Source organism: Escherichia sp. TW14182, from assembly GCF_000208525.1.
GTDB lineage: Bacteria > Pseudomonadota > Gammaproteobacteria > Enterobacterales > Enterobacteriaceae > Escherichia > Escherichia ruysiae.
This window is the reverse complement of sequence record NZ_AEJZ01000222.1, coordinates 1-11,923: the sequence shown is the minus strand read 5'-3', so window position 1 is coordinate 11,923 and position 11,923 is coordinate 1. Positions and strand designations below refer to the sequence as shown.

The following is an 11,923-nucleotide window of genomic DNA, read 5'->3' as shown; positions in this document are numbered from 1 at the left end:
TGAGCTGTAGGCGGGATAAGGCATTTACGCCGCATCCGGCAAGAGCAACAAACGCAAGTACAGCAACCTGTCATTAAACTGGGAAATTTAATCTTTGCACGTTGCATAACCTTTAATTATTCATATGCATTGCTGTTGTTACTCTTTATATAACTAACACCAATAATTAACCTTTCTTTTCTGTTTATATAGAGTGAGCACGGCTATTTATGTTATTTTAACAACTATTACTACCAAGCCCATTTATCTGGCTTATAAATTAAAATTAATTATTTTATTGAGAAATGGTTAGGGAGAACCTACATGGCCATAAGCATCAAGGGTGTTAATACCGGTGTTATTCGCAAAAGTAATAATTTCATTGCACTGGCACTGAAAATTAAAGAGCCTCGCAATAAAGAGTCGTTATTCTTTATGTCTGTCATGGAACTGCGCGACCTGCTGATTGCGCTGGAAAGTCGTCTGCATCAAAAGCATAAACTGGATGCTGCTGCACGCCTTCAGTATGAGCAAGCTCGCGATAAAGTCATTAAGAAAATGGCAGAAAACATCCCAGAAATTCTGGTTGATGAGCTTAAAAATGCCGATATTAATCGCCGGGTCAACACTCTGGAACTTACCGATAACCAGGGCGAAAATCTCACATTCACATTAACTCTGCATGATGGCAGTAAATGTGAATTAATTGTCAATGAGTTGCAGATTGAAATGCTGGCGCGAGCAATCATTCATGCAATTAATAATGCTGAAATGCGTGAACTGGCATTGCGTATTACATCGCTATTAGATTTCCTGCCGTTATATGACGTCGACTGCCAGGACAATGGCAATCTGGAATATGACACCTATTCTCAGCCGGAATGGAAACATAATCTGTTTAGCCATTATCTGGCGGTGCTTTATCGCTTTAAAGATGAAAGTGGTAAAGAACAATTTAGCGGCGCGGTGGTGAAAACGCGTGAAGCGACAGCGGGTAAAGAAATTGAGGCTATCACACGCCGGATGCTTGATTTCAGCCCACGGCTGAAAAAACTCGCGGGTGTGCCATCTCAGGTCTACGTTCGTACAGTAGCAGCAAATAACGCCCAACCACTGACTCAGGATCAATGCTTACGCGCAATACATCACTTACGAGTTCAGTCCATCAGCAAGGCCGCGCCACAGGCGAAATAATCTCATCTTTTTGAATGCGAGGCTGGAGCCCTCCAGCCTGAAATTACTGATAACGTGATCGTTGATCATGCCGGATGCGGCGTAAACGCCTTATCTGGCCTACAAATTCTCGAGCATTCAATCAGTTGCAATGCCCGATGTAGGCCTGATAAGCGAAGCGCATCAGGCAATTACACGTTTGTCATCCAGCCTCTGGATCACATCAGTTCGGGCACTTATAAACCTGACCGATAATCTGGCTATCCGTCGGGACAAAACTGGACAACATTCCCTGCGACGGGCTGCTGATGCCATAAATCACGTTACCGCCCATTGCAGCCGCCTGGTTGCGCAGATCGTTTGCTGCGCCGCGCATAGAACCGCCTTCTTCACCATGTTGCCCGGAAAGCCAGTTACTTTGCTTACCTGTCGCAGTACCAATCAGTTGGCACTCTGCACCTGGTTGCTCGTCAACAATGCGCACACTCTGACCGGCAGCACTCAATTCGTTACTGGAGCTACAACCCGCCATCAGTAGCGCGGCACCGACAATCCCTGCTAAGTATTTTACGTGCATGTTATTCCCCATAATCAATGAGCTGGACGCAACTCGTGTCGTCCGTGTCTGAATCTTATACTAGAAAGATGACCAAAAGAAAAACCCCCAGACATTTCTGCCTGAGGGTTTCTTTATTTCTGCAAGGTGCAGGGCAATTACATCATGCCGCCCATGCCACCCATACCGCCCATACCGCCAGCAGCGCCTAAATCAGCTGCATCGTTTTTCGGCAGGTCGGTAACCATGCACTCGGTGGTGATCATCAGGCCAGCCACAGAAGCTGCGTACTGCAGAGCAGAACGGGTAACTTTGGTTGGATCCAGGATACCCATGTCGATCATGTTGCCGTATTCTTCGGTTGCTGCGTTGTAACCGTAGTTGCCGTCGCCACCTTTAACGGTGTTAGCAACAACAGAAGGTTCTTCACCGCAGTTCAGGACGATCTGACGCAGCGGAGCTTCCATTGCACGCAGTGCAACTTTGATACCCACGTTCTGGTCTTCGTTCTGACCACGCAGGTCAGCCAGTTTAGACGCTACGCGGATCAGCGCAACGCCGCCACCAGCAACCACGCCTTCTTCTACCGCAGCACGGGTCGCGTGCAGGGCGTCTTCAACGCGTGCTTTTTTCTCTTTCATTTCAACTTCGGTAGCAGCACCTACTTTGATAACTGCAACGCCGCCTGCCAGTTTCGCTACGCGCTCCTGCAGTTTTTCACGGTCGTAATCAGAAGTTGCTTCTTCAATCTGCTGACGGATCTGAGCAACACGGCCCTGGATTGCAGCTTCTTCACCCACGCCATCAATGATGGTGGTGGTGTCTTTGTTAATAACAACACGTTTAGCCTGACCCAGGTCTTCCAGGGTCGCTTTTTCCAGCTCCATACCGATCTCTTCAGAGATTACAGTACCGCCGGTCAGGGTTGCGATATCCTGCAGCATTGCTTTACGACGATCGCCGAAGCCCGGTGCTTTAACCGCAGCGACTTTCACGATGCCGCGCATGGTGTTAACAACCAGAGTTGCCAGTGCTTCACCTTCAACATCTTCAGCGATGATCAGCAGCGGTTTGCCTGCTTTTGCAACAGCTTCCAGAACTGGCAGCATTTCGCGGATGTTGGAGATTTTCTTGTCAGCCAGCAGGATGAACGGGCTTTCCAGTTCTACTGCGCCAGTTTCCGGCTTGTTGATGAAGTAAGGAGACAGGTAGCCACGGTCGAACTGCATACCTTCAACCACGTCCAGTTCGTCCTGCAGACCAGTACCATCTTCAACGGTGATAACGCCTTCTTTACCGACTTTGTCCATCGCTTCAGCGATCAGTTTACCTACAGTTTCGTCGGAGTTAGCGGAGATAGTACCAACCTGAGCAATAGCTTTAGAGTCAGAGCACGGTACGGACAGCGTTTTCAGTTCTTCAACTGCAGCGGTAACGGCTTTGTCGATACCACGTTTCAGATCCATCGGGTTCATGCCCGCAGCAACAGCTTTCAGACCTTCAGTGATGATAGCCTGAGCCAGTACGGTTGCGGTGGTGGTGCCGTCGCCTGCAGCGTCGTTCGCTTTGGAGGCAACTTCTTTCACCATCTGCGCACCCATGTTTTCGAACTTGTCTTCCAGTTCGATTTCACGAGCAACGGAAACACCATCTTTGGTGATGGTCGGTGCACCGAAAGATTTATCCAGAACTACGTTACGGCCTTTCGGACCGAGGGTAACTTTCACTGCATCTGCCAGTACGTTTACGCCGCGCAGCATTTTCACACGAGCGTCGTTACCGAATTTTACGTCTTTAGCTGCCATTATCTTTATTCCTTAAATTCGTATGTTCAGTGTCGTGCGCGGATTACGCTTCAACAATTGCCAGAATGTCGCTTTCGGACATGATCAACACTTCTTCATTGTCGATCTTCTCAGATTTCACACCGTAGCCATCGTTGAAAATAACGATGTCGCCAACTTTCACGTCCAGCGGCTTCACTTCGCCATTTTCAAGGATACGGCCATTGCCGACAGCCAGCACTTCGCCACGGGTAGATTTAGCCGCTGCAGAGCCGGTCAGAACGATGCCGCCAGCAGATTTAGTTTCAACTTCTTTACGCTTGACGATCACGCGATCATGCAATGGACGAATATTCATTGATAACTCTCCTTTGAGAAAGTCCGTATCTGTTATGGGTGACGCCGGAGCTTACGTGGTTTCCCGGCTGGTGACCAGAGAAATGGGGATGAGGCTTCGCCCCTTCAAGGGGGAAAAAGAAAAAAAATTCTGATCAGCACAAAATCGGGTAAAAATCCTGATTCACCTCACGTTTCATCGCAATTTCGACATCGCCGTCATAAGCGAATCTGATTGTGCTACCATCGAAATCCTGCGCAGTTGCCCAATATTTGGGCGCAATCGGACATCAACCCATGAGTGGACTCAAACAAGAATTGGGGCTGGCCCAGGGTATCGGCCTGCTATCGACGTCATTATTAGGCACTGGCGTGTTTGCCGTTCCTGCGTTAGCTGCACTGGTAGCGGGCAATAACAGCCTCTGGGCGTGGCCTGTTTTGATTATCTTAGTGTTCCCGATTGCAATTGTGTTTGCGATTCTGGGTCGACACTATCCCAGCGCGGGCGGTGTTGCGCACTTCGTCGGTATGGCGTTCGGCTCGCGGCTTGAGAGAGTCACCGGCTGGCTGTTTTTATCAGTCATTCCCGTAGGTTTGCCCGCCGCGCTACAAATTGCCGCCGGATTCGGCCAGGCGATGTTTGGCTGGCATAGCTGGCAACTATTGTTGGCAGAACTCGGAACACTGGCGCTGGTGTGGTATATCGGTACTCGCGGTGCCAGTTCCAGTGCTAATCTACAAACGGTCATTGCCGGGCTTATCGTCGCACTGATTGTCGCCATCTGGTGGGCGGGCGATATCAAACCTGCGAACATCCCCTTCCCTGCGCCAGGTGATATCGAACTTACCGGGTTATTTGCTGCGTTATCAGTGATGTTCTGGTGCTTTGTCGGTCTGGAAGCATTTGCCCATCTCGCTTCGGAATTTAAAAATCCAGAGCGTGATTTTCCGCGCGCTTTGATGATAGGTCTGCTGCTGGCAGGATTAGTCTACTGGGGCTGTACGGTAGTCGTCTTACACTTCGACGCCTATGGTGAAAAAATGGCGGCGGCTGCATCGCTTCCCAAAATTGTGGTGCAGCTATTCGGTGTAGGGGCGTTATGGATTGCCTGCGTGATTGGCTATCTGGCCTGCTTTGCCAGCCTCAACATTTATATACAGAGCTTCGCCCGCCTGGTCTGGTCGCAGGCGCAACATAATCCTGACCACTACCTGGCACGCCTCTCTTCTCGCCATATCCCGAATAATGCCCTCAATGCCGTGCTCGGCTGTTGCGTGGTGAGTACGTTGGTGATTCATGCTTTAGAGATCAATCTGGACGCACTCATTATTTATGCCAACGGCATCTTTATTATGATTTACCTATTGTGCATGTTGGCAGGCTGTAAATTATTACAAGGACGTTATCGCGTACTGGCGGTGACTGGCGGGCTGTTATGCGTTCTGTTATTGGCAATGGTCGGCTGGAAAAGTCTCTATGCGCTAATCATGCTGGCGGGGTTATGGCTGTTTCTGCCAAAACGAAAAACGCCGGAAAATGGCATAACCACATAATCCGGCGTTTTGACATTAATCCTGGCGATCGTCTTTATGATCAAGGCGGTCGCGGTCATCATCTTTTCGCTGATACTCACCATCAAAAGTATTACCGCCACCGGTTCCGGCGCTAAAACCGCCGCCCGGCATCCGGGAGAAACGCAAATGCGGCATCAGCTTCACTGTCAGATGCTTTTGCACCGGCGGTAATAAAAGAAGAAGACCGAGGAAATCGGTGAAAAAGCCCGGTAATAAAAGCAGCAAACCGGCAATGATCAGCGAAACACTTTTAATCATCTCCGCCGCAGGGTTTTCACCCGCCGCCATTTTTTGTTGCATCAGCACAAAATTCTTAAAGCCCTGATTACGTACCAGTGACATACCGATAACCGACGTGAATATAACCAGTACGAGGGTCAGCAATACCCCCAGGACATGGGCAACCTGAATAAAAATTGAAATCTCAATATAGACATAAAGGAAAATGGCAATAAAAGGTAACCAGCGCAAAGGTTTCTCCTGTAATAGCAACCGGTTAAATCCGGGCGCCTTAATGGGTTGCGAATCGCGTTCAGCTTATATTGTGGTCATTAGCAAAATTTCAAGATGTTTGCGCAACTATTTTTGGTAGTAATCCCAAAGCGGTGATCTATTTCACAAATTAATAATTAAGGGGTAAAAACCGACACTTAAAGTGATCCAGATTACGGTAGAAATCCTCAAGCAGCATATGATCCTGGGTATTCGTCCGATGCAGGGGATAATCGTCGGTCGAAAAACATTCGAAACCACATATATTCTGTGTGTTTAAAGCAAATCATTGGCAGCTTGAAAAAGAAGGTTCACATGTCAAACAACATTCGTATCGAAGAAGATCTGTTGGGTACCAGGGAAGTTCCAGCTGATGCCTACTATGGTGTTCACACTCTGAGAGCGATTGAAAACTTCTATATCAGCAACAGCAAAATCAGCGATATTCCTGAATTTGTTCGCGGTATGGTAATGGTTAAAAAAGCCGCAGCTATGGCAAACAAAGAGCTGCAAACCATTCCTAAAAGTGTAGCGAATGCAATCATTGCCGCATGTGATGAAGTCCTGAATAACGGAAAATGCATGGATCAGTTCCCGGTAGACGTCTACCAGGGCGGCGCAGGTACTTCCGTAAACATGAACACCAACGAAGTGCTGGCCAATATCGGTCTGGAACTGATGGGTCACCAGAAAGGTGAATATCAGTACCTGAACCCGAACGACCATGTTAACAAATGTCAGTCCACTAACGACGCCTACCCGACCGGTTTCCGTATCGCGGTTTACTCTTCCCTGATTAAACTGGTAGATGCGATTAACCAACTGCGCGAAGGCTTTGAACGTAAAGCTGTCGAATTCCAGGACATCCTGAAAATGGGTCGTACCCAGCTGCAGGACGCAGTACCGATGACCCTTGGTCAGGAATTCCGCGCTTTCAGCATTCTGCTGAAAGAAGAAGTGAAAAACATCCAACGTACCGCTGAACTGCTGCTGGAAGTTAACCTCGGCGCAACGGCAATCGGTACAGGCCTGAACACGCCGAAAGAGTACTCTCCGCTGGCAGTGAAAAAACTGGCTGAAGTCACTGGCTTCCCATGCGTTCCGGCTGAAGACCTGATCGAAGCGACCTCTGACTGCGGCGCTTACGTTATGGTTCACGGTGCGCTGAAACGCCTGGCTGTGAAGATGTCCAAAATCTGTAACGACCTGCGCTTGCTCTCTTCTGGCCCACGTGCCGGCCTGAACGAGATCAACCTGCCGGAACTGCAGGCGGGCTCTTCCATCATGCCAGCTAAAGTAAACCCGGTTGTTCCGGAAGTGGTTAACCAGGTATGCTTCAAAGTCATCGGTAACGACACCACTGTTACCATGGCAGCAGAAGCAGGTCAGCTGCAGCTGAACGTTATGGAGCCGGTCATTGGCCAGGCCATGTTTGAATCAGTTCATATTCTGACCAACGCTTGCTACAACCTGCTGGAAAAATGCGTTAACGGCATCACTGCTAACAAAGAAGTGTGCGAAGGTTACGTTTACAACTCTATCGGTATCGTCACTTACCTGAACCCGTTCATCGGCCACCACAACGGTGACATCGTGGGTAAAATCTGTGCCGAAACCGGTAAGAGTGTACGTGAAGTCGTTCTGGAACGCGGTCTGTTGACTGAAGCGGAACTAGACGATATTTTCTCCGTACAGAATCTGATGCACCCGGCTTACAAAGCAAAACGCTATACTGATGAAAGCGAACAGTAATCGTACAGGGTAGTACAAATAAAAAAGGCACGTCAGACGACGTGCCTTTTTTCTTGTGAGCAGTAACTTAAAAATAACAATCTAATATCAACTTGTTAAAAAACAAGGAAGGCTAATATGCTAGTTGTAGAACTCATCATAGTTTTGCTGGCGATCTTCTTGGGCGCCAGACTGGGGGGAATAGGTATTGGTTTTGCAGGCGGATTGGGGGTGCTGGTTCTTGCCGCTATTGGCGTCAAACCTGGTAACATCCCGTTCGATGTCATTTCCATTATCATGGCGGTTATCGCCGCTATTTCTGCCATGCAGGTTGCTGGCGGTCTGGACTATCTGGTTCATCAGACAGAAAAGCTGCTGCGCCGTAACCCGAAATACATCACGATCCTCGCTCCGATCGTGACTTATTTCCTGACAATTTTTGCGGGTACTGGCAACATCTCTCTGGCAACGCTGCCAGTTATCGCTGAAGTTGCGAAGGAACAAGGCGTTAAACCTTGCCGTCCGCTGTCTACTGCGGTGGTTTCCGCGCAGATTGCGATCACCGCATCGCCAATCTCGGCGGCAGTGGTTTACATGTCTTCCGTAATGGAAGGTCATGGCATCAGCTACCTTCATCTGCTCTCTGTGGTCATCCCGTCCACCCTGCTGGCGGTTCTGGTGATGTCCTTCCTGGTCACTATGCTGTTCAACTCCAAACTGTCTGACAATCCGATTTATCGCAAGCGTCTGGAAGAAGGTCTGGTTGAACTGCGCGGTGAAAAGCAGATTGAAATCAAATCCGGTGCAAAAACTTCCGTCTGGCTGTTCCTGCTGGGCGTAGTTGGCGTGGTTATCTATGCAATCATCAACAGCCCGAGCATGGGCCTGGTTGAGAAACCGCTGATGAACACCACTAACGCAATCCTGATCATCATGCTCAGCGTTGCAACTCTGACTACCGTTATCTGTAAAGTTGATACCGACAACATCCTCAACTCCAGCACCTTCAAAGCAGGTATGAGCGCCTGTATTTGTATCCTGGGCGTTGCATGGCTGGGCGATACTTTCGTTTCCAACAACATCGACTGGATCAAAGATACCGCTGGTGAAGTGATTCAGGGTCATCCGTGGCTGCTGGCTGTCATCTTCTTCTTTGCTTCTGCTCTGCTGTACTCTCAGGCTGCAACCGCAAAAGCACTGATGCCGATGGCTCTGGCGCTGAACGTTTCTCCGCTGACCGCTGTTGCTTCTTTTGCTGCGGTGTCTGGTCTGTTCATTCTGCCGACCTACCCGACGCTGGTTGCTGCGGTACAGATGGATGACACGGGTACAACTCGTATCGGTAAATTCGTCTTCAACCATCCGTTCTTCATCCCAGGTACTCTGGGTGTTGCCCTGGCCGTTTGCTTCGGCTTCGTGCTGGGTAGCTTCATGCTGTAATGACAAATCGCGGGGCGTTCACGCCCCGCTTTCTTTCCCGCCGACTAACATCATTCCCTCGTCCGTTGTATAGTGACCTCTCTCTTGCGGTTCCATCTGTTCTTGCGAGGTGTTTATGCTTGATGATAAAAGTTCGAATACCGCGTCTGTCGTGGTGCTGTGTACCGCACCGGATGAAGCGACAGCCCAGGATTTAGCCGCCAAAGTGCTGGCAGAAAAACTGGCGGCCTGTGCAACCCTGCTCCCCGGCGCAACCTCACTCTATTACTGGGAAGGTAAGCTGGAACAGGAATATGAAGTACAGATGATCTTAAAAACCGACAACGCTCACCAGCAAGCTCTGCTGGAATGCCTGAAGTCTCATCATCCGTATCAAACCCCGGAGCTTCTGGTTTTACCTGTTATACACGGAGACACAGATTACCTCTCATGGCTCAACGCATCTTTACGCTGATCCTGCTACTTTGCAGCACTTCCGTTTTTGCCGGATTATTCGACACGCCAGGACGCTCACAATTTGTCCCGGCTGATCAGGCTTTTGCTTTTGATTTTCAGCAAAACCAACATGATCTTAATCTGACCTGGCAGATCAAAGACGGTTATTACCTTTACCGTAAACAGATCCGCATCACGCCTGAACACGCGAAAATTGCCGACGTGCAGTTACCGCCAGGCGTCTGGCATGACGATGAGTTTTACGGCAAAAGCGAGATTTACCGCAAGCGACTGACGCTTCCTGTAACCATCAACCAGGCAACGGCTGGCGCGACATTAACTGTCACTTACCAGGGCTGCGCTGACGCTGGTTTCTGCTATCCACCAGAAACCAAAACCGTACCGTTAAGCGAAGTGGTTGCCAACAACGCAGCGCCACAGCCGATGTCTGTCCCGCAGCAAGAGCAGCCCGCCGCGCAATTGCCCTTTTCTGCGCTCTGGGCATTGTTGATCGGCATCGGCATCGCCTTCACCCCCTGCGTACTGCCGATGTACCCACTGATTTCCGGCATCGTGCTGGGCGGTAAACAGCGGCTCTCCACCACCAGAGCATTGTTGCTGACCTTTATTTATGTGCAAGGGATGGCGCTGACCTACACGGCGCTGGGTCTGGTGGTTGCCGCCGCAGGGTTACAGTTCCAGGCGGCGCTACAGCATCCTTACGTGCTTATTGGCCTCGCCATCGTCTTTACCTTGCTGGCGATGTCGATGTTTGGCTTGTTTACCCTGCAACTCCCCTCTTCACTGCAAACGCGCCTCACGCTGATGAGCAATCGCCAACAGGGTGGCTCGCCCGGCGGTGTGTTTGTTATGGGGGCGATTGCCGGTTTGATCTGCTCACCATGCACCACCGCGCCGCTTAGCGCGATTCTGCTATATATCGCCCAAAGCGGAAACATGTGGCTGGGCGGCGGCACGCTTTATCTCTATGCGCTGGGCATGGGTCTACCGCTGATGTTAATTACCGTCTTTGGCAACCGTCTGCTGCCGAAAAGCGGTCCGTGGATGGAACAGGTCAAAACCGCGTTTGGTTTTGTGATCCTCGCACTGCCGGTCTTCCTGCTTGAGCGAGTGATTGGCGATATATGGGGATTACGCTTGTGGTCGGCGCTTGGCGTCGCATTCTTTAGCTGGGCCTTTGTCACCAGCTTACAGGCCAAACGCGGTTGGATGCGCATTGTGCAAATAATCCTACTGGCAGCGGCGTTGGTTAGCGTGCGCCCACTCCAGGACTGGGCATTTGGTGCGACTCATACCGCACAAACTCAGGCGCATCTCAACTTTACACCAATCAAAACGGTGGATGAGTTAAATCAGGCGCTCGTTGAAGCCAAAGGCAAACCTGTAATGTTAGATCTCTATGCCGACTGGTGCGTTGCCTGTAAAGAGTTCGAGAAATACACCTTTAGCGACCCACAGGTGCAAAAAGCGTTGGCTGACACAGTCTTACTTCAGGCCAACGTCACCGCTAATGACGCACAAGATGTGGCGCTGTTAAAACATCTAAATGTCCTTGGACTGCCGACAATTCTCTTTTTTGACGGACAAGGCCAGGAGCATCCACAAGCACGCGTCACGGGCTTTATGGATGCTGAAACCTTCAGCGCACATTTGCGCGATCGCCAACCGTGAACGACACTTGCAGTGGGAAAGACGGAGGAAAATAGCGTGCAACGTGAAGATGTACTGGGAGAAGCCCTGAAATTATTAGAATTACAAGGGATTGCCAACACCACGCTGGAGATGGTTGCTGAACGTGTGGATTATCCGCTGGATGAGCTAAGGCGATTCTGGCCGGACAAAGAGGCGATCCTCTACGACGCGCTGCGCTATCTTAGCCAACAGATAGATGTCTGGCGTCGTCAGTTGATGCTGGACGAAACGCAAACCGCCGAACAAAAGCTGCTGGCGCGTTATCAGGCGTTATCAGAGTGCGTTAAAAACAACCGCTATCCGGGCTGTCTGTTTATCGCTGCCTGTACGTTTTATCCCGATCCTGACCACCCTATTCATCAACTGGCCGATCAGCAAAAAAGCGCGGCCTACGATTTCACCCACGAACTGTTAACCACGCTGGAAGTTGACGATCCTGCGATGGTGGCAAAGCAGATGGAACTGGTGCTGGAAGGCTGTTTAAGCCGAATGCTGGTGAATCGTAGCCAGGCGGATGTCGACACCGCACACCGGCTGGCGGAAGATATCCTGCGCTTCGCCCGCTGCCGCCAGGGTGGCGCACTGACCTGACAGAAACACAGAAAAGAAGCGATTTGCCGCAATCTTAAGCAGTTGAATCGCTTTTACTGAAATTAGGTTGACGAGATGTGCAGATTACGGTTTAATGCGCCCCGTTGCCCGGATAGCT

The 11,923-nt window shown here is 50.1% G+C and carries 11 protein-coding genes; 7 read left to right on the top strand and 4 right to left on the bottom strand.

Going from position 1 to position 11,923, the window contains the following annotated elements; genetic code table 11:
* The first annotated feature begins 303 nt into the window (after positions 1–303).
* Positions 304–1,173 (top strand): YjeJ family protein, encoded by an 870-nt coding sequence (locus tag EQY_RS0117245; protein ID WP_001008042.1) that lies wholly within the window; start codon positions 304–306, stop codon positions 1,171–1,173.
* Positions 1,174–1,375: 202 nt separating this feature from the next.
* Here EQY_RS0117245 and EQY_RS0117240 read toward each other — a convergent pair whose 3' ends face one another.
* The 3 genes from EQY_RS0117240 to EQY_RS0117230 form a co-directional block, all read right to left on the bottom strand.
* The gene (locus tag EQY_RS0117240; RefSeq protein WP_000558209.1) at positions 1,376–1,729 is read right to left on the bottom strand and encodes a DUF4156 domain-containing protein; all 354 of its coding nucleotides are present in this window, start codon (positions 1,727–1,729) and stop codon (positions 1,376–1,378) included.
* Positions 1,730–1,866: 137 nt separating this feature from the next.
* Positions 1,867–3,513, bottom strand: coding sequence for a chaperonin GroEL (gene groL / locus EQY_RS0117235; RefSeq protein WP_000729121.1), 1,647 nt, complete (start codon positions 3,511–3,513; stop codon positions 1,867–1,869).
* A 43-nt stretch (positions 3,514–3,556) separates the two neighbouring features.
* The gene (locus EQY_RS0117230; RefSeq protein WP_001026276.1) at positions 3,557–3,850 is read right to left on the bottom strand and encodes a co-chaperone GroES; all 294 of its coding nucleotides are present in this window, start codon (positions 3,848–3,850) and stop codon (positions 3,557–3,559) included.
* Positions 3,851–4,125: 275 nt separating this feature from the next.
* Between EQY_RS0117230 and yjeH the strand changes: the two genes are divergently transcribed.
* On the top strand, positions 4,126–5,382 hold the full coding sequence (gene yjeH / locus EQY_RS0117225) for an L-methionine/branched-chain amino acid transporter (RefSeq protein WP_000015830.1): 1,257 nt from the start codon (positions 4,126–4,128) through the stop codon (positions 5,380–5,382).
* A 15-nt stretch (positions 5,383–5,397) separates the two neighbouring features.
* On the opposite strand, the gene EQY_RS0117220 is transcribed toward yjeH, so the two are convergent.
* Positions 5,398–5,874 (bottom strand): FxsA family protein, encoded by a 477-nt coding sequence (locus EQY_RS0117220; RefSeq protein WP_001267445.1) that lies wholly within the window; start codon positions 5,872–5,874, stop codon positions 5,398–5,400.
* A gap of 336 nt (positions 5,875–6,210) precedes the next feature.
* Here EQY_RS0117220 and aspA point away from each other — a divergent pair, with 336 nt between their 5' ends.
* From aspA to EQY_RS0117195, 5 genes are all read left to right on the top strand, one after another.
* Entirely contained in the window at positions 6,211–7,647 is a 1,437-nt protein-coding gene (aspA, locus tag EQY_RS0117215; RefSeq protein ID WP_010344893.1) for an aspartate ammonia-lyase, read from the top strand.
* A 117-nt stretch (positions 7,648–7,764) separates the two neighbouring features.
* Complete coding sequence (gene dcuA, locus EQY_RS0117210) at positions 7,765–9,066, top strand: anaerobic C4-dicarboxylate transporter DcuA (RefSeq protein ID WP_000961961.1); 1,302 nt, start codon at positions 7,765–7,767, stop codon at positions 9,064–9,066.
* A 115-nt stretch (positions 9,067–9,181) separates the two neighbouring features.
* The gene (gene cutA, locus EQY_RS0117205) at positions 9,182–9,520 is read left to right on the top strand and encodes a divalent cation tolerance protein CutA (RefSeq protein WP_000883314.1); all 339 of its coding nucleotides are present in this window, start codon (positions 9,182–9,184) and stop codon (positions 9,518–9,520) included.
* The gene (gene dsbD, locus EQY_RS0117200; RefSeq protein WP_000068989.1) at positions 9,496–11,193 is read left to right on the top strand and encodes a protein-disulfide reductase DsbD; all 1,698 of its coding nucleotides are present in this window, start codon (positions 9,496–9,498) and stop codon (positions 11,191–11,193) included. Before cutA ends, dsbD begins: the two co-directional genes overlap by 25 nt.
* Positions 11,194–11,229: 36 nt before the next feature.
* Positions 11,230–11,805: a transcriptional regulator gene (locus tag EQY_RS0117195; protein WP_024212635.1), complete on the top strand. Its 576-nt coding sequence runs from the start codon at positions 11,230–11,232 to the stop codon at positions 11,803–11,805.
* Positions 11,806–11,923 lie beyond the last annotated feature (118 nt).

What these genes read in the sequence shown, in the direction of transcription:
- groL (WP_000729121.1), bottom strand. Translation starts at nt 3,513, where the DNA reads ATGGCAGCTAAAGACGTAAAATTCGGTAACGACGCTCGTGTGAAAATG.
- aspA (WP_010344893.1), top strand. Translation starts at nt 6,211, where the DNA reads ATGTCAAACAACATTCGTATCGAAGAAGATCTGTTGGGTACCAGGGAA.
- EQY_RS0117245 (WP_001008042.1), top strand. Translation starts at nt 304, where the DNA reads ATGGCCATAAGCATCAAGGGTGTTAATACCGGTGTTATTCGCAAAAGT.
- cutA (WP_000883314.1), top strand. Translation starts at nt 9,182, where the DNA reads ATGCTTGATGATAAAAGTTCGAATACCGCGTCTGTCGTGGTGCTGTGT.
- EQY_RS0117230 (WP_001026276.1), bottom strand. Translation starts at nt 3,850, where the DNA reads ATGAATATTCGTCCATTGCATGATCGCGTGATCGTCAAGCGTAAAGAA.
- yjeH (WP_000015830.1), top strand. Translation starts at nt 4,126, where the DNA reads ATGAGTGGACTCAAACAAGAATTGGGGCTGGCCCAGGGTATCGGCCTG.
- dcuA (WP_000961961.1), top strand. Translation starts at nt 7,765, where the DNA reads ATGCTAGTTGTAGAACTCATCATAGTTTTGCTGGCGATCTTCTTGGGC.
- EQY_RS0117240 (WP_000558209.1), bottom strand. Translation starts at nt 1,729, where the DNA reads ATGCACGTAAAATACTTAGCAGGGATTGTCGGTGCCGCGCTACTGATG.
- dsbD (WP_000068989.1), top strand. Translation starts at nt 9,496, where the DNA reads ATGGCTCAACGCATCTTTACGCTGATCCTGCTACTTTGCAGCACTTCC.